Origin of the sequence: Roseburia sp. 1XD42-34 (genome assembly GCF_009917385.1) — a bacterium.
Lineage (GTDB): Bacteria > Bacillota > Bacilli > Bacillales > Amphibacillaceae > Virgibacillus.
Genome location: NZ_QWLJ01000005.1, coordinates 51,345 through 69,795, shown reverse-complemented (window position 1 = coordinate 69,795; position 18,451 = coordinate 51,345). Strand labels below are relative to the sequence as shown.

The following is an 18,451-nucleotide window of genomic DNA, read 5'->3' as shown; positions in this document are numbered from 1 at the left end:
TTTATATGATGAGCAATGATACACCAAGAACAAAGGCGCAGAGCACCCGTTTAGCAACGTAGTGAATGGTACAGCGTGGTTTTCTTTATCCCCCCTGTTGGTTAGTAGCCCAAGGGTATGACCTAAAGGCCCTTACGAAATAGGGGATTTAGGTGCTGTTACCTCCCGCTTCGACTTGTTCCGCTCACATCTTCCATCCTTAGACCGTAGGAATTTACAACGCCTTTTTACGGGATAAAGGAAATATGCCACGAAAATAAAGGTAGGCCGACATCTGGAGGAAAGCCTGTTTTAGTTGACCTTTCTCTTAGCGACAAACCAATGAGGTCTTAGCGGAGGGCGCATTTCTAAAGTTGCATCGTTGCTGGGCTCATGCGCCGGACGTGACTAGTCCGTTATTTCATTATCCGCAATTATCTAATTTTAGAGTTTCCTATACAATAAAAAAAGAGACTGAAATCAGTCTCTCTTTATGTACGCTACTTATTCATGTCTGTTTTATTAAGATCCCAGCACACTAACCGTTACCCCAATTGCAAAAATTAACAAAAAGAAAACAAACGAAAATGTAAAGCCTTTAATGTTATCGACGACGTCATTTGTTTTTGATTGAATATCCTTTTCAAATTCGTTCATGTTAACCCCTCCCATATCACCAATAGTATAAGCTAACTTATTAAAAAAATCCAGTATACCTTTATTGTAACATATAAACGTTTTCATACCAAAACTAGAAAGACTTAACATCGATAATTTCAAACGGAAAGGAAATGATAGAAATAAAACAAATATCGTTTAGTGCATGGTTCCTAGGGCCTTTCACTAAGCGTTTATATAGATTAGAGAGGGATTGTTCTTTTCTTACCCGGATTTTCCCTCTCTCTGATTTTTTATTTTGCGGTCGAAGCTCATATTTTTTTACCTTGCCATTCTCTCCAATACGCTTTACCATAAATAAGACAGGTTTTAAATATGGAGTGATATGATGGATTATATCGAGGTAATCAAACAGCTAAATAAAAAGCAAGTAGCACCTATATATTTAGTTTACGGAAATGAATCCTTTTTTATACAACAGCTAAAGAATAAAATAGAGCAAGTAACTATTGATGGCAATAAAGATAACTTGAATGTATACGATTTAGAGGAAACGCCTATTGAAGATGTGATTGCAGATGTTGAAACGTTTCCTTTTTTTGGAGATCGCAAATTAATTATTGCTAATAATGCTTCATTTCTAAAAGCAAAGCCGGAAAAAAATGCTGTTGACCATCAGTTAGAAGTATTGGAAAATTATTTAACTAATCCGGTAGATTATTCCATTTTATTAGTGGTTGCACCTTATGAAAAATTAGATGAGCGAAAGAAAATAACGAAACAATTAAAAAAACATGCGATTGTAGCAAATTGCAGGGAAGTTAAAGAATATGAACTAAGGAAATGGATGGAGCAACTCACTGATCAATTGAAAATTCACGTAACGGATGAAGTTTACGATATGCTTGAATCTGAAATTTCGACGAATCTTCACCTTTTAGAAAGTGAATTACATAAATTTTCCCTATACGTTGGTGAAAATGGACAGGTGACAAAAGAAATTGCAGACAACTTAATGTCCCGTACTGCCACAAGCTCTTCCCTTCGATTAGCAGATGCTGTTATGAATCGCAATTTGCATCAAGCTATCGAAATCTATAGGGATTTAGAAAAGCAGAAAGAAGAACCGATTGCTTTAGTTGGTTTACTTGCATTTCAATTTCGTATGTTGTTAAGAGTGAAGCTATTGAAACAAAAAGGCTATACGCAGGGGCAAATGGTAAAACAGCTTGGTGCCCACCCATATGTTATTAAATTAGCTTTAAAACGAGAAGGACAATTTTCAGTAGAGGCTTTGCAATATTTCATGAATCAGCTTACCGAAGCAGATAGTGTGATGAAGCAAGGAGGCATGGAAAAGGATTTGGCGTTTGAAATGCTACTTTATCAATTAGTGCAAGGAAATAATGTTGTACGACCATAAAGGTAACAGAAGTATCATTAAAATGGTTCTAAAAAACGCTCGAGGGTTTACTACAATATATACAAAGAAGTGTACGCGCTGGCGCTGCTTGAAAGTAGTAATGCTCTAATAACATAAATAGCATATCTAGGTAATATGTTAATGTCTGGAAGTAAAAAAACGATCCTTAATGGATCGTTTTTTTATGCGCCAAGCTGGTTGATTTTGTTAGCTAGACGGGATTTTTGACGATTTCCAAAATTCTGATGGACAACGCCTTTTTGAACAGCTTTATCGATTGCTTTTTTAGCAGCATTATAAGCGATGCTCGCATTTTCTTTGTCCTTTGCTTCAATTAGCTTTTCGACATGTTTGATGTGTGAACGCATGGTTGATTTTTGTGTAATATTATTAGAACGTTTCTTTCTATTTGTATCAACACGTTTAATTGCAGATTTAATATTTGCCATTGACTTCACCTCCTAAAACTAACACCATCATCGATTGTATCTCGGTTTATGATCCAAAACAAATCGTTATGAGACTCCAATTTTTTTGTCTATCGACAAAGGTCATTTTACCAAAGGAAGCATGTGTTTTCAAGTAGCTACAACATACTTAAGTGAACTTTTATTGTTTAATTGAGTGAAAGAGATAATGTAGACACTAATCTATACCTTATTATTCAAGGGCAGGAGGGAAGAAAGCCTATACAAAAAAGATATCCAAAATTGCTTATTATCGATTGCTTTACCTTAAGGATGATTTACTTACATGTATGAGTTAAGTATCATTGTTCAAACTAAAAATAAAATGGATAAAGGGTGATAACCAATGGAGCAACAAAATGAACAATTTGTTCCTTACCAGGTGAGGACAGATCTTGCAGTTGAAGCTAAAGATATGTATGTAGAGAAGCAAGATCAATCGGAACAATCAATAAAAGGTGTAACTATTAAAGAAAAAGAGAAGGATGGCATTAAAATTTCCTACGTAGATATCGATCAAACAGGTGCTAAACTACTGCAAAAAAAAGCAGGAACATATATTACGATTTATGCAGATGGCGTAAAACGCCAAGATACAGATAGACAGTATTCGGCAGCCCAAGTATTAGCAAAAGAGTTAGAGGAATTATTAGCTTCTAATCAAATCCCTAAGGATGCAAAAGGGTTAATTGTTGGCCTTGGCAATTGGAATGTAACCCCTGATGCGCTCGGACCAATGACGGTAGAGAAGGTGTTAGTAACAAGCCATCTATTTCGATTAGAGCATGAAACAGTTGCAAATGGATATCGTTCAACAGCAGCAGTAACGCCAGGCGTTATGGGGGTAACGGGAATTGAAACAAGTAATATTATTTTTGGGATTGTAGAGAAGTTCGAGCCTGATTTTGTTATTTGTATTGATGCACTTGCTTCACGCTCGATTGAAAGAGTGAACGAAACGATTCAATTGTCTGATACAGGTATACACCCTGGATCTGGAGTTGGGAATAAGCGTAAAGAAATTAGCCAAGAAACATTAGGAATACCAGTTATTGCAATCGGTGTCCCTACCGTTGTTGATGCAGTAACGATTGCCAGCGATACAATCGATTTTATCTTAAAACATTTTGGCAGAGAGTGGCGGGAAAAAGATGCACCATCAAAAGCTTTAACTCCTGCTGGTCTTTCATTTGGTGATCGAAGTTTAAGTAAAGAAGATATGCCAGATAAAGAAAAGCGTGAAACTTTTCTTGGGATCGTAGGCGGGTTGGACGATGAAGAAAAAAGGAAGCTCATTACAGAAGTCCTAACACCTCTTGGGCATAATTTAATGGTAACACCAAAAGAAGTGGATGCATTTATGAAGGATATGGCTACGGTTCTAGCTAACGGAGTAAATGCGGCACTTCATGAAAAAGTCGACGTGGATAACTTTAGCGCTTATAGCAGATAAGCGACAAATAATGTGGAAAAGGCATTCTCTTCATGGAGGGTGCTTTTTTTATAGCGTGCCATGAGAACTTTCACTCTATCATTTCAGGAATAAAAATCCTAATATATAACATCATTGGTTCTAGCTTTTGAATCTAAAACATAGAGTAAACTAGAAGCGTTAATAGTTTACAGAGAATACTCAAAAAGCTTAGTAACGATCGTAGTACATTAAACGGAGGATAAAGGTCTACATTTTAATATAACATACCTTAAATTAATGAAAGCCTACCTTAGTTTCATATGCTTACTATTGTGGGCGTTCTGCCAAAAGAAAGTGTATAGGCGTAGCAATTGGATACAGTCTTCACGCTTTTCCAAGCAAGTAGACTTTTGTAAAACAGCTTATCACCATGAATAAAAAATATAAAAAAGGATGCTTCATTCATGCTTTTATACGAATACGTTTCGAACGATAGTGGTGATTTAAGAAGGGGTGAAAGAATGAAAACAAAAACGCTATGGTTTCTCTTACCAAGAAGCAGTATGTATATCATTGGCTTTATATTACTTTTTTTGTTCATAGCAACTATGACAGCTATAAAACCAGCATACCGGCTGTCATCAGAGATGATTAGTGAGTGGACAAGCGATATAGATAGTTCCTTTTTTTACTATCTGCTTCGTTTAGAAAATCGTGCGTTTCATGAAGGGTTTCTAGCGGATAAAGCAAAGCCTGACGTAACGAAGACTTTATTTCAAATAACAACTAATTTAAAGCCAAATGATCCGCGTAGCTTGTTAAGAAATGAAATACCTGGATTTTCTAATTTCGATAATCAAATGATTGTAGCAGGGCAAGGTACTGATTTTACGAATTTTCCAGTAGAGTCATCCCCTCCATTGGAAGACGTTTTAAAAGAAAGAAAAGCTGTTCTAGAGGAAAGTGAAGAAGAACGAACAGAAAAAGATAAAAAAGCTAAAAAACAGCAACAAGCTACACCGACAACTGGTGATAAACAAGTTGTTTATATATACAATTCCCATAATCGGGAATCTTTTCTACCTCATTTACCAGAGGTAACAGACCCTAATCAGGCACATCATAAAGAAGTGAATATAACAAAGGTAAGTGACCGTTTAGCAGAATCGCTGCAAGATAATGGTATTGGAACGATAGTAGAAGATACCGATATCATGCATGAATTGAATAAAAAGGATTGGGACTATGGCAAATCCTATCAAGCCTCTAGGCAGGTTGTGGAAGAAGCGTTTGCAGCTAATAAACATATGCGATATGCGTTTGATTTACACCGTGATTCCATTAGTAGAGATAAGACGACCACAAAAGTTAATGGTAAATCTTATGCTAGGCTTATGATTGTTGTTGGTGCAGAACACGCGGATTATGAAGAAAACCAAAAGTTGGCAACAAACTTACATTATTTACTAGAAGAAAAATATCCAGGCTTGAGTAGAGGAGTATATACCAAAAAAGGCGCAGGTACGAATGGTATTTTCAATCAGGATTTATCCGAAAATGCATTGTTATTTGAATTTGGTGGAGTTGAAAATCATTTAGACGAACTATATCGTTCTGCTGATGCACTTGCGGATGTATTTAGCGAAATGTATTGGGACGCAGAGAAAGTGGATGCGTCATCTTAGGAGGTGTAGAAATGACTCGTGCTGTTATTGTATTACTATTATTAGCGGTTTGTTTTTTAGCTGGGGTTGTTTACGGTAATAATGGTGGAGAGGAGGGCATTGTCCCGACAACTTTAACGGAAACAGATGAGCATGCGATTGAAAAAGAGGTACAACCGGCTCCCGATGGGCAGCATGAGGCATTGTCCACACAACCTGAGATGCCTGCACCGGCAACTGAAAAAACAGCTTCCGTATTAGAAGCTGGTATTACTAGTTTTTTTGAAGCTGTAGTGACGATTTTACATCAAATCGCCGAGCTGTTTTTTTAGCCAGCATGGTAAAAAACAAATTTGTTGTTTAATACAGGATTTTTAAAACGATCTTCGTCTAGCTCGTGCACCAGTGGCGCCACGATGAATTAGCTGTATCATTGTTCTTGAATATCATTGATTCTATTGCTATAATCTAACCTAGTCATTGTCGTCGATAATTTAGGTTTTCTACTAAAAGATATTGGTAGAAAAAGTAGGAGTGAACATCATTAATGACAGAAATTCAAAGAAATGTGCGTAATTTTTCGATTATCGCTCACATTGATCACGGGAAGTCTACATTGGCTGACCGTATTTTAGAGCATACGAAAGCCATTACGGAAAGAGAAAGGAAAGATCAGCTGCTTGATGCAATGGATTTGGAAAGAGAACGAGGTATAACCATCAAATTAAATGCAGTGCAGCTAAATTACCGAAGTAACGCTGGCGAAGATTATCTATTTCATTTAATCGACACACCTGGGCATGTTGATTTTACATATGAAGTATCAAGGAGTCTTGCCGCCTGTGAAGGCGCCATTTTAGTAGTGGATGCAGCACAGGGAATTGAAGCACAAACGCTAGCCAATGTTTATTTGGCATTAGATAATGATCTGGAAATTATACCGGTAATTAATAAAATTGATTTACCTAGCGCAGATCCAGAACGCGTGAAACAGGAGCTTGAAGATGTTATCGGTATTGATAAAGATGATGTTATTTTAGCTTCTGCGAAGGCGAATATCGGGATTAATGAAATTCTGGAGCGAGTCATTGAAGCGATACCTGCCCCTGCTGGAGATCCTGAAGAACCATTAAAAGCTTTAATATTTGATTCCATGTATGATCCGTATCGTGGTGTTGTAGCTTATGTTTGTATTAAAGAAGGTTCTTTAAAGGTTGGCGATAAAATAAAGATGATGGCTACCGGTAAAGAATTCGAAGTAAATGAATTAGGAGTGTTTCGACCAAAACCAGTAACGAAGGATGAATTGATTGTTGGGGATGTTGGTTATTTAACAGCATCGATTAAAAATGTAGGTGATTCCCGAGTTGGAGATACGATTACATTAGTCGAACGTCCAGCCGTAGAGCCGTTACCTGGTTATAAGCGTTTAAATCCAATGGTCTTTTGCGGGTTGTATCCGGTCGATTCAAAAAACTATAATGATTTACGTGAAGCATTAGAGCGTTTAGAATTAAACGATTCTTCTTTACAATATGAGGCTGAAACATCGCAAGCTTTAGGTTTTGGTTTTCGTTGCGGATTTTTAGGCTTATTGCATATGGAAATCATTCAAGAGCGAATTGAAAGAGAGTTTAATATCAACCTAATCACCACAGCCCCAAGTGTTATTTATGAAGTAGAACAAACAGATGGAACAACGATAACAATTGATAATCCATCGTTCATGCCTGATTCACAGCAGATTAAAGAAGTGAGAGAACCATACGTAAAAGCTACCATTATGGTTCCGAATGAATATGTTGGTGCAGTGATGGAAATTGCGCAAAAGAAGCGTGGTCAGTTTATAGACATGGAATATTTAGACGATATTCGTGTTAATGTAATTTACCATATTCCGTTGTCAGAGATTGTGTATGATTTCTTTGATCAGTTAAAATCACAAACAAAGGGATATGCTTCGTTTGACTATGATTTAATTGGCTACAGAGCTTCTAAGTTAGTGAAAATGGATATTTTGTTAAATGGTGACACGATTGATGCATTATCGTTTATTGTTCACCGAGATTTTGCTTACGAACGTGGTAAGCATATTGTTGATAAATTAAAAGAACTTATTCCGAGACAGCAATTTGAAGTTCCAGTACAAGCGGCAATTGGCAACAAAATTATTGCTAGATCCACCATTAAAGCGATGCGAAAAAATGTTCTATCCAAATGCTATGGTGGTGACATTTCCAGAAAAAGGAAACTACTAGAGAAACAAAAAGAAGGAAAAAAACGGATGAAGATGGTTGGTTCCGTTGAAGTTCCTCAAGAAGCGTTTATGGCTGTTTTGGAAATGGATGATAATTAAAGTTTGATTAAAACTATATAGAGCGTTCTGCTGCCGTAATGCCGTCATAATCGGCTTTGGCGGTAGAACGTTTTTAAAATTTATTATTTCTCGAATACGAGAACCCCGAATTAAGAGTCGTAGCGATATGAAGAAGTAAAAGCGAGAAATAACCGCAGCTAAATTTCCGATTCGCTCGATTTGACAAAATGTCGATCAAACAAGGTGGGACACACAGAAAAGGTGTGCTGCTTTTTCCAGTGAACGATAGAGGTTAGTCGTTGTACTATTTTTATGAGTAGGGGAAGGAAAACTCCTACTCCATGAAGTTTACATTTTATATGTATTTGTATCACATCGGTATTGGTGGCTAGTATATCTTGTATTTGAGGTATTAAAGCCATTAATAAACGATATATAAAAATGATGACTTTACTAGTCGGATTGACTTAACTTATTCGAAGTACATGTCATCTCTCTAAATAAAGTTTGTTTTCCATGAAGGAGTATTTTATGACATCTATTCAATCTGTCTATATCCACATTCCGTTTTGTCAGCAAATTTGTCATTACTGTGACTTTACGAAATTCTTTTATAATGAACAGCTAGCAAACGATTATATTGAAGCGTTAAAACAAGAAATATCTACTTATGTACAGGAAGAACAAATGAACGTGAGGACGATATTTATTGGAGGAGGAACACCTACTGCTTTAACCGTTCAGCAATTGGAAGCTGTGCTAAGTCATATCACACGAAAATTTAATCTTGACGCATGTGAAGAGTTTACGATTGAGGCAAACCCTGGTGACTTTAGTAAAGAGAAGGTTGAACTATTACAAGCTTATGGGGTTAATCGAGTATCCTTAGGTGTACAAGTGTTTGATAATGCGATGCTAAAAACGCTAGGTAGGATCCATACTGTTAAAGATGTGTACAATACCGTGTCATTATTGCAAAATTACGGCATTCGTAATATTAGCACAGATTTAATCTATTCTCTCCCCAACCAAACCGTTGAGCACTTTCAAGATTCATTAGCTAGGGCAATGAATTTAAATCTGCCACATCTTTCAACATATGCGTTACAAATTGAACCGAAGACGGTCTTTTATCAGCGTTATAAAAAAGGACAACTACCTCGACCTCCGCAAGAGGATGAAGTGAAAATGTATGACATATTAAAAGCAACGGCAGAAAAAAATGGGTTACACCAATATGAAATTAGTAATTTTGCTAAACAAGGTTTTGAAAGTAAACATAATTTAGCCTACTGGAATAATGATTTCTATTACGGGTTTGGAGCTGGTGCTTATGGATACTTACCTGGGAAGCGCTATGGCAATATCCGACCATTACCTGCGTATATGAAACAAGCAAAAAAGGACGGTAAACCTGTTTTACATGTGGATGTTATTGGCAAAAAAGAGCAAATCGAAGAAGAGATGTTTCTTGGTTTACGCAGAATGGCGGGCGTGAGCAAACACCAATTTGCAGATAAATTCGGTCTCTCCATGGATCAGCTATATCGTTCCTCGATAAAAGAACTGGTACGTCGCGGCTGGCTGATGGAAGAAGAAGATAAGGTCGCATTAACAGAAGAAGGAAAAATATTAGCTAATGAGGTATTTGAAAGGTTTTTACTCGAAGATACGGTAATCCACTAGGGAAGAATAACCAAATAGTCTGTGTGTAGCCTTATACATACAGGCTATTTTATTATGACTAATATGTTATTTGCAGTTAATGAGACGGAACAATTGTATAGCTTCTCGTGTTATAAACAGCATCATTAACCCTCCCATCCCATTCTATACTGGATTAGTTTTTTATCTCCATAAAAAGATTGTATTCACGCATGCCATTTTATTGACAAAAAAAAGTGGATTTGATAATTTAATATTAGCATTAGCACTCGAAAGGAATGAGTGCTAACAGAGGTGATCATCATGTTAACAGAAAGGCAGTTATTAATTTTACAAGTCATAATTGATGATTTCATCGAGTCGGCACATCCAGTTGGCTCACGTGCTATTGCAAAGAAGGAAGTGATTCCATATAGTGCTGCAACCATCCGCAATGAAATGGCTGACTTAGAAGATATGGGGTTTCTTGAGAAAACTCATTCATCGTCTGGTCGTATTCCTTCTGAAAAGGGGTACCGCTATTATGTGGACCATCTTATTTCGCCAAGTATTTTACAGAAAGAAGGCAATGTGATAAAGCACATGATTCAAGATGGTTTTTTTGAGTTTGAGCAAATTGTACAAATGTCTGCAGAGGTATTATCAGAGTTGACCAATTATACATCTATTATATTGGGACCTGAAATCTTTGAGACAAAATTAAAGCAAATTCAAATCATACCATTATCAGCCAATACTGCTGTTGCTATACTTGTTACAAATACGGGGCATGTTGAGCATCGTTCATTTTCAATTCCTGAGGAAATAAATAGCTCTGACTTGGAGAAAATGGTCAACATTTTAAATGATCAGCTACATGGCGTTCCGATATTGCAGTTGGCTGAAAAATTTAATGCAGAAATTGATGCGATGATGCAGAAGTATGTTTCTGATTTAGATAAGTCATATCAACACCTAAAAGGTGCATTTCTACAAGATCACCCAGTCAAATTATATATCGGCGGAAAATCTAACATGCTTATGCAACCTGAATTCAATGATGTGAATAAGATTCGAGCTTTTTACACGATGATTGAAAATGAAGAAGAAATAGTGAATTTATTAAAGCAATCCAATGATGGCATTAAAGTTTCCATTGGTAGGGAAAATGATGTTGATGCCATTAAGGATTTAAGCTTAATTACTGCTGCTTACCATTTAGGTGAGGGGCAAATGGGAACGATCGCGTTGCTTGGTCCAACAAGAATGGAATATCGTAAAGTGATTTCATTATTAAGTATTCTTTCTCATGAAATGACAGACGTATTGTATATGAGGTACAAAGATGAAAATTAATTCATAAAGCTAGACGCGTCTAGGATGAGCAGCTCATAAAACCCCACTGTTTCGTTCTGAGGCTCAACGTGTTATAGTGTATGATGGTTAGTTTAAATAGGAGGTGTCAGGCGTGGAGGAACAGGAAAAACAGACAAACACGACTACTGATGAAGAGAATAACGTTAACGAAGAGATAGTGGAGGATGAAACAGTTGAATCTGTAGAAGTTTTAGATAAAGAGGAAACAGAAGAAGCGAATGACAGTGAAGAGGATATTTCACAATTACAATCAAAATTGAATGCATTACAAGCAGAAAAAGAGGAAATGTATCAACAATTACTTCGAGTTCAAGCTGAATATGACAATTTTAAAAAGCGTACGATTAAAGAGCGTGAAGCAGCTCGTAAATATCAATCACAGGATTTAATTCAAGAATTGTTACCTGCTTTAGATAACTTTGAGCGTGCTTTGCAAGTCGAAAAAACAGAAGCCACTGCAAGTATTATTGATGGTATCTCTATGGTTTATAACCAATTAAAAGAGGCGCTAGCTTCACAAGGAGCAGAAGAGATTCCAGCAGTTGGGAAAGAATTTGACCCAAACATACATCATGCTGTTATGCAAGTAGAAGATGAGGATCAGCCATCGAACACTGTTGTAGAAGAGTTGCAGAAAGGCTATATATTAAAAGATCGTGTAATTCGTCCAGCAATGGTAAAAGTAACAAAATAATCGTTTTTGCTAGTTAAGGGAGGAAATAACTATGAGTAAAATAATCGGTATTGACTTAGGTACAACAAACTCTTGTGTCGCAGTAATGGAAGGTGGCGAATCTGTCGTAATTCCAAACCCTGAAGGTAACCGTACAACTCCTTCTGTTGTAGCGTTTAAGAATGGAGAAAGACAAGTGGGTGAAGTTGCAAAGCGCCAAGCAATTACAAATCCCAACACGATCCAATCTATTAAGCGTCATATGGGAACAGATTATAAAGTGAAAATTGAAGATAAAGAATATACACCACAAGAGGTTTCAGCTATTGTACTTCAGCATCTTAAATCTTATGCTGAAGACTATATAGGGGAGAAGGTTGAAAAAGCTGTTATTACAGTCCCTGCTTACTTCAACGATGCTGAGCGTCAAGCAACGAAAGATGCTGGTAAGATAGCTGGTTTGGAAGTAGAGCGTATCATTAACGAACCAACAGCTGCTGCATTGGCTTACGGAATCGATAAAGAAGATGAAGATCAAACGATTTTAGTATATGACTTAGGTGGAGGAACCTTTGACGTTTCTATCCTAGACATTGGTGACGGTACATTTGAAGTTGTTTCTACGGCTGGAGATAATCGTCTAGGTGGAGACGATTTCGACCAAGTTATCATTGACTATATGGTACAAGAATTCAAGAAAGAAAATGGTATTGATTTATCAAAGGACAAAATGGCTACGCAACGTTTGAAAGATGCAGCGGAAAAAGCGAAAAAAGAACTCTCCGGAGTATCGCAAACACAAATTTCCTTACCATTTATTACAGCAGGAGAAGCTGGTCCATTACACTTAGAAATGACATTAACAAGAGCGAAATTTGAAGAACTCTCCTCAGATCTTGTTGAGCGTACGATGGTACCTACTCGTAAAGCTTTATCGGATGCTGATTATTCATCAAATGATATTGATAAAGTTATTTTAGTCGGTGGTTCAACAAGAATTCCTGCTGTTCAAGAAGCAATTAAACGTGTCATTGGTAAAGAACCATCAAAAGGTGTAAACCCGGATGAAGTTGTTGCACTTGGTGCGGCTATTCAAGGTGGTGTCCTTCAAGGGGACGTGAAAGATGTTGTATTATTAGACGTTACTCCACTTTCTTTAGGTATTGAAACAATGGGTGGCGTAACAACTAAATTAATTGAACGTAATACTACAATCCCAACAAGTCATTCGCAAATTTTCTCAACAGCTGCTGATAATCAAACAGCCGTTGATATTCATGTCTTACAAGGTGAACGCGAAATGGCGGCAGATAACAAGACATTAGGTCGTTTCCAATTAACGGATATTCCACCAGCACCACGTGGTGTTCCACAAATTGAAGTTACGTTTGATATTGATGCTAACGGAATTGTTAATGTTCGCGCTAAGGATCTGGGAACAAATAAAGAACAATCAATTACGATTAAATCCTCTTCTGGTCTTTCTGATGAAGAAGTAGAACGTATGGTTAAAGAAGCTGAAGAAAATGCAGAGGCAGATAAAAAACGTCGTGAAGAGATTGAATTGCGCAATGAAGCAGATCAGTTAATCTTTACAACGGATAAAACAATTAAAGATCTTGGCGACAAAGTTTCTGATGATGAGAAACAAAAAGCAGAAGCAGCAAAAGATGAATTGAAATCTGCGTTAGAAGCGGACGACATTGAAAAAATTAAAGAAAAGAAAGAAGCGTTACAGGAGCAAGTACAACAACTATCGGTTAAATTGTATGAGCAAATGGCGCAACAACAACAAGCTCAACAAAGTGAACAAGGATCAAATAGTGACGATAATGTCGTTGATGCGGAATATCAAGAAGTAGATGATGAAGAAGGTAAGGATAAAAAGTAAACATTAGAACAGGAAGATAAAGGAAAGTGGCAGTTCATTTCTTCCATTATCATCCTGTAAATTAAAAGTCAAAGTCAGGTTCCTCTTGGCTTTGACTTTTTACACGTTTATCGTTTGCGCATATTTGCCACATGCATATATATGGTGGTAAGATAAGAGCTATGCAAAAGTGTGTATCGGGGAGAGTGATCAAGTGAGTAAACGAGACTACTATGAAATTCTTGGAGTCGAAAAAGGTGCTTCCAAGGATGAAATAAAAAAGGCATATCGTAAATTAGCCAGAAAATACCATCCGGATGTGAATAAAGAAGCGGATGCGGCAGATAAATTTAAAGAAGCCAAAGAAGCCTATGAAGTGTTAAGTGATGAACAAAAACGGGCGCAGTACGATCAATTCGGACATGCTGGACCTCAAAGTCAAGGATTCGGTGGCTTTGGCGGGGCTCAAGACTTCGGCGGTGGCTTTGGCGATATATTTGATATGTTTTTTGGTGGAGGCGGGCGTAGAAGAGATCCAAATGCCCCACAGCAAGGAGCCGATTTACAATATACGATGGAGTTGGAATTTGAAGAGGCTATTTTTGGTAAGGAAGCCGAGATTACGATTCCTAAGGAAGAGACATGCGATACTTGCTCAGGTTCTGGGGCAAAACCCGGAACGAAAGCGAAAACCTGCTCGCATTGTAACGGTTCAGGCCAATTAAATATGGAGCAAAACACACCATTTGGTAAGGTTGTTAATCGCAGAGTATGTCATTATTGTAATGGCTCAGGTAAAATTATCCCAGAAAAATGTACCACATGTGGCGGTACTGGAAGAGTGAAAAAGCGCCGCAAAATTCATATTTCCATACCAGCTGGAATTGATGAAGGTCAACAAATTCGAGTATCAGGTAAAGGAGAAACTGGTATTAATGGGGGGCCTCCAGGAGACTTATTTGTTGTTGTGCATATTAAACCACATGAATTCTTCCAGCGAGAAGGAGACCATATTTTCTGTGAACTGCCGTTAACCTTCGCGCAAGCAGCGCTTGGAGATGAAGTGGAAGTGCCAACGGTTCATGGGAAAGTAAAACTAAAAATACCAGCAGGAACTCAATCTGGTAAAGTCTTTCGCATGAAAGGTAAAGGTGCGCCAAATGTGAGGGGCTACGGTCATGGAGATCAACATGTTAAAGTAAAAGTAATAACACCTACGAAGCTTACCGATCGCCAAAAGGAATTGTTACGAGAATTTAATGATATCAGTGGCAATGATGCAACAGATGAACAAGATAGTTCCTTATTTGAACGATTTAAGAAAGCATTCAAAAGTGAATAACGGTGTGTTTCTCACACCGTATACATAATGGGTTCGTATAAATGTAATTCACCCAACAAATTATTATGTAAAAATAGTTTTAAGCACAAGCCTCATCGCAGAGTAATTAGTTGTTTTAAATAGTTTACGCTGCTAATAAGTTTTCCATTCAGGGGTGATTCATACATTACTACTTGAAAGATGGAAACACTTATATGTTAGCAAGCAACCACTGATAGGTGAAAAAATACTTTGTACCATTTTACTAAAAGCTAAACATGGGCGATTACATGGGAGACTTGGCACCAGCCAAGTTTTCTTTAACAGATAAGAAAGTATAAAAATGTTGGCTTTGGGATAACGATAAAACGGAATAGTCACGTCCGGCTTAAGCGCCCAGCAACTAGGTAACTTCACGAATCCGCCCTACAGTAAGTCATCATTGGTACGTATCCTTACCATGTTACCTAAAACCTTAGTTGCTTCGTTCCAGTTGATACGTTGCTAAACGGGCGCTTGGACCTTTGTTAAATGAGAAAAGGGTGATTCAAAATGAAATGGTCTGAACTTTGTATCCACACGACAAATGAAGCTATAGAACCGATATCGAATATTTTACATGAAAATGGAGCAAGTGGTCTTGTAATTGAAGATGCATTAGATTTAGAGAGGGAACATCCTTCTATTTATGGGGAAATATATGAATTAAACCCAGAAGAATACCCAGAGGAAGGGGTTTATATTAAGGCTTATCTTCCTATCAACAGTTTTTTAGGTGAAACGGTGGAAGAAATAAAATCAGCAATCAACAACTTAATGTTATATGATATCGATTTAGGTAGAAATCAGATCACCTTAAGTGAAGTCCATGAAGAAGAATGGGCCACTGCTTGGAAAAAGTATTACAAACCTGTGAAAATATCGAAACGGATTACCATTACGCCAACATGGGAAGATTATCAACCTGTAGATACAGATGAAATCATTATTGAACTTGATCCAGGTATGGCCTTTGGTACTGGTACACATCCAACAACTGTATTAAGTATTCAGGCATTAGAGCAATTTCTCCATAAAAATGATACAGTAATTGATGTAGGTTCAGGGTCTGGTGTGTTAAGTATTGCAGCAGCACTATTAGGTGCTTCGCGCGTTTATGCGTATGATTTGGACGATGTAGCTGTAAAGAGTACGGTGTTAAATGCAAAATTAAACCACTTAGAGGAAAAAATAACTGCAAAGCAAAATAATTTATTGGACCATGTAAAGGTGGAAGCGAATCTTATTGTATCCAATATTTTAGCTGAAGTGATTGTGCGGTTCATTGGAGAAGCTTGGGAGCGATTGAAATCTGGTGGTTATTTTATTACATCTGGGATTACACAGAGTAAAAAGCAATTGATAAAAGAACATTTGGAGCAACAAGGTTTTGAGATCATTCAAGTCAACGAATTAGAAGATTGGGTTTCCATTGTTGCATTAAAACCGAATCAATAGTAGAAGAAGGTGTTAACTATTGCAACGTTATTTTGTACCTGCACATACATGGTCTGAGAAAACGATCAAGATTACCGGAGATGATGTGCACCATATGAAGCGTGTAATGCGATTTCAGGCAGGGGATGAGATTATTTGTAATCATCCAGATGGACAAGCGGCAATTTGTCAAATCACATTTTTAGACAATCAGGTTGTTTATGCCGATATTGTTAACTGGTTAACTCATCATGCAGAATTACCTGTAGATATTGCTATTGCACAGGCACTACCAAAAGGTGACAAGCTGGAATGGATTTTACAAAAAGGGACAGAGCTAGGCGCACATCGATTTTTGCCTTTTCAAGCCGCTAGATCCATTGTAAAATGGGAAGAAAGGCGAAAAGAAAAGAAAGTAAAACGATGGCATAAAATTGTTAAAGAGGCTAGCGAGCAAAGCCACCGCAATAAAATTCCATCAGTAGACCCTTGTCAGGATCTTTCTGAAATCATAGAAGCTGCAAAAGACTATGACTTCGCTTTGTTCGCTTACGAAGAGGAAGCTAAATCAGAACAACATCAGTCATTGGGTTCGGCATTAGCAAGACTTGAGAAAGAACAAAGTCTACTTGTATGCATTGGCCCTGAAGGCGGATTTTCAGATGAAGAAGTGAAACTTTTAAAAGCAAATGAATTTCAAGCAATACGGCTTGGACCAAGGATTTTACGGACAGAAACCGCTGCACTATATACGTTAGCTAGTATATCGTACCACTTTGAAGAAATGAGGTGTTCATCATGCCAACAGTAGCTTTTCATACATTAGGTTGCAAAGTAAACCATTATGAAACAGAAGGTATATGGAACATGTTTAAGGAACATGGTTATGAAAGAGTTGATTTTGATCGTAATTCAGATGTTTACGTGATTAATACGTGTACGGTGACAAATACAGGTGATAAAAAAAGCAGGCAAGTTATTCGACGAGCAATCCGCAAAAATCCAGAAGCTGTTGTCTGTGTTACTGGTTGCTATGCCCAGACTTCTCCAGGAGAAATCATGGAAATACCAGGGGTAGACGTAGTTGTAGGTACACAAGATCGAAAGCATATGATCAGTTATATTGAACAGCATAAAAAATCAAAAGAACCGGTAAATGGCGTTTCTAATATCATGAAAAATCGAGTCTTTGAGGAAATGGATGTCCCTGAGTTTTCTGATCGTACTCGTGCATCTTTGAAAATTCAGGAAGGCTGTAACAACTTCTGTACCTTTTGTATTATCCCTTGGTCACGTGGGCTATTACGTTCAAGGGACCCACAAAATGTAATTGAACAAGCACAAAAGCTTGTAGATGCAGGGTATAAAGAAATTGTATTAACAGGTATTCACACAGCAGGATATGGTGAAGATATGAAAGATTATAATTTTGCCATGCTTTTGCGCGATTTAGAATCCAAAGTCAAAGGGTTAAAGCGAATCCGTATTTCTTCTATTGAAGCTAGTCAAATTACTGATCAAGTCGTGGAAGTGTTAGATCAGTCCGAAAAGGTTGTCAGGCATTTGCATATTCCATTACAATCGGGATCAGATTCGGTATTAGCGAGAATGCGTCGTAAATATGCAAGTTCCTATTATAAGGAAAAAGTGATGAAATTGAAAAAAGCACTACCAGGGCTAGCAATAACTTCTGATGTTATTGTCGGCTTTCCAGGGGAAACGGACGAAGAATTTCAAGAAACATATGATTTTATTAAGGAAATTGGTTTTTCTGAACTCCATGTATTCCCATATTCTCGCAGAACAGGTACTCCAGCTGCTCGGATGGAGGGCCAAGTTGATGATGAGGTTAAAAATAACCGTGTCCATCAACTGATTGAATTATCAGAGCAGTTAGCTAAGGAATATGCTTCAAACTACGAAAATGAAGTACTTGAAGTAATACCTGAAGAACATTCTCAGGACGAACAACATCCAAATCATTTGATTGGATATACAGATAATTATTTAAAAGTAGCTTTTTCTGGTACGCCAGATATGATTGGAAAGCTCGTGCGTGTTAAAATAACGAAAGCAGATTACCCGCTTAATCAAGCAACATTTGTAAGAGTGCTAGATGAAACAGCATATGGTAAAGTGAGTGCCAACTAATTTACGCGGCAATTCGTGAACAAATACTTTCTAAAAAAAGCCTGTTCACTTTTGCCG

Annotated in this window: 15 protein-coding genes; 13 read left to right on the top strand and 2 right to left on the bottom strand. The window is 37.4% G+C overall.

Features of this window, described 5'->3' with window-relative positions; all coding sequences use genetic code 11:
• Positions 1-501: 501 nt before the first annotated feature.
• Positions 502-636 (bottom strand): YqzM family protein, encoded by a 135-nt coding sequence (locus tag D1839_RS03700; protein ID WP_120378620.1) that lies wholly within the window; start codon positions 634-636, stop codon positions 502-504.
• A 349-nt stretch (positions 637-985) separates the two neighbouring features.
• Here D1839_RS03700 and holA point away from each other — a divergent pair, with 349 nt between their 5' ends.
• On the top strand, positions 986-2,020 hold the full coding sequence (gene holA / locus D1839_RS03695) for a DNA polymerase III subunit delta (protein ID WP_120378621.1): 1,035 nt from the start codon (positions 986-988) through the stop codon (positions 2,018-2,020).
• A gap of 182 nt (positions 2,021-2,202) precedes the next feature.
• On the opposite strand, the gene rpsT is transcribed toward holA, so the two are convergent.
• On the bottom strand, positions 2,203-2,469 hold the full coding sequence (gene rpsT, locus D1839_RS03690; RefSeq protein ID WP_120378622.1) for a 30S ribosomal protein S20: 267 nt from the start codon (positions 2,467-2,469) through the stop codon (positions 2,203-2,205).
• Between the two features lie 364 nt (positions 2,470-2,833).
• Here rpsT and gpr point away from each other — a divergent pair, with 364 nt between their 5' ends.
• The 12 genes from gpr to mtaB all read left to right on the top strand — a co-directional run bounded on the left by gpr (position 2,834) and on the right by mtaB (position 18,394).
• Positions 2,834-3,940: a GPR endopeptidase gene (gene gpr, locus D1839_RS03685; protein ID WP_120378623.1), complete on the top strand. Its 1,107-nt coding sequence runs from the start codon at positions 2,834-2,836 to the stop codon at positions 3,938-3,940.
• A 482-nt stretch (positions 3,941-4,422) separates the two neighbouring features.
• Entirely contained in the window at positions 4,423-5,586 is a 1,164-nt protein-coding gene (gene spoIIP, locus D1839_RS03680) for a stage II sporulation protein P (protein ID WP_120378686.1), read from the top strand.
• 11 nt (positions 5,587-5,597) lie between these two features.
• Positions 5,598-5,897 carry a hypothetical protein gene (locus D1839_RS03675; RefSeq protein ID WP_120378624.1) on the top strand — a complete coding sequence of 100 codons (300 nt, stop codon included), beginning with the start codon at positions 5,598-5,600 and terminating at the stop codon, positions 5,895-5,897.
• Between the two features lie 215 nt (positions 5,898-6,112).
• Positions 6,113-7,921: a translation elongation factor 4 gene (gene lepA, locus D1839_RS03670; RefSeq protein WP_120378625.1), complete on the top strand. Its 1,809-nt coding sequence runs from the start codon at positions 6,113-6,115 to the stop codon at positions 7,919-7,921.
• Between the two features lie 492 nt (positions 7,922-8,413).
• Positions 8,414-9,568: a radical SAM family heme chaperone HemW gene (gene hemW / locus D1839_RS03665; protein ID WP_120378626.1), complete on the top strand. Its 1,155-nt coding sequence runs from the start codon at positions 8,414-8,416 to the stop codon at positions 9,566-9,568.
• 282 nt (positions 9,569-9,850) lie between these two features.
• The gene (gene hrcA / locus D1839_RS03660) at positions 9,851-10,882 is read left to right on the top strand and encodes a heat-inducible transcriptional repressor HrcA (RefSeq protein WP_120378627.1); all 1,032 of its coding nucleotides are present in this window, start codon (positions 9,851-9,853) and stop codon (positions 10,880-10,882) included.
• Between the two features lie 112 nt (positions 10,883-10,994).
• On the top strand, positions 10,995-11,597 hold the full coding sequence (gene grpE / locus D1839_RS03655; protein WP_120378628.1) for a nucleotide exchange factor GrpE: 603 nt from the start codon (positions 10,995-10,997) through the stop codon (positions 11,595-11,597).
• A gap of 31 nt (positions 11,598-11,628) precedes the next feature.
• A complete protein-coding gene (dnaK, locus tag D1839_RS03650; RefSeq protein WP_120378629.1) occupies positions 11,629-13,467 on the top strand; it encodes a molecular chaperone DnaK in 1,839 nt (612 codons plus the stop codon).
• Between the two features lie 193 nt (positions 13,468-13,660).
• Positions 13,661-14,788, top strand: coding sequence for a molecular chaperone DnaJ (gene dnaJ / locus D1839_RS03645; RefSeq protein WP_120378630.1), 1,128 nt, complete (start codon positions 13,661-13,663; stop codon positions 14,786-14,788).
• A 531-nt stretch (positions 14,789-15,319) separates the two neighbouring features.
• Positions 15,320-16,264 (top strand): 50S ribosomal protein L11 methyltransferase, encoded by a 945-nt coding sequence (gene prmA / locus D1839_RS03640; RefSeq protein ID WP_120378631.1) that lies wholly within the window; start codon positions 15,320-15,322, stop codon positions 16,262-16,264.
• A gap of 19 nt (positions 16,265-16,283) precedes the next feature.
• Complete coding sequence (locus D1839_RS03635) at positions 16,284-17,054, top strand: 16S rRNA (uracil(1498)-N(3))-methyltransferase (protein ID WP_120378632.1); 771 nt, start codon at positions 16,284-16,286, stop codon at positions 17,052-17,054.
• Complete coding sequence (gene mtaB, locus D1839_RS03630) at positions 17,042-18,394, top strand: tRNA (N(6)-L-threonylcarbamoyladenosine(37)-C(2))-methylthiotransferase MtaB (protein WP_120378633.1); 1,353 nt, start codon at positions 17,042-17,044, stop codon at positions 18,392-18,394. Before D1839_RS03635 ends, mtaB begins: the two co-directional genes overlap by 13 nt.
• Positions 18,395-18,451: the final 57 nt, after the last annotated feature.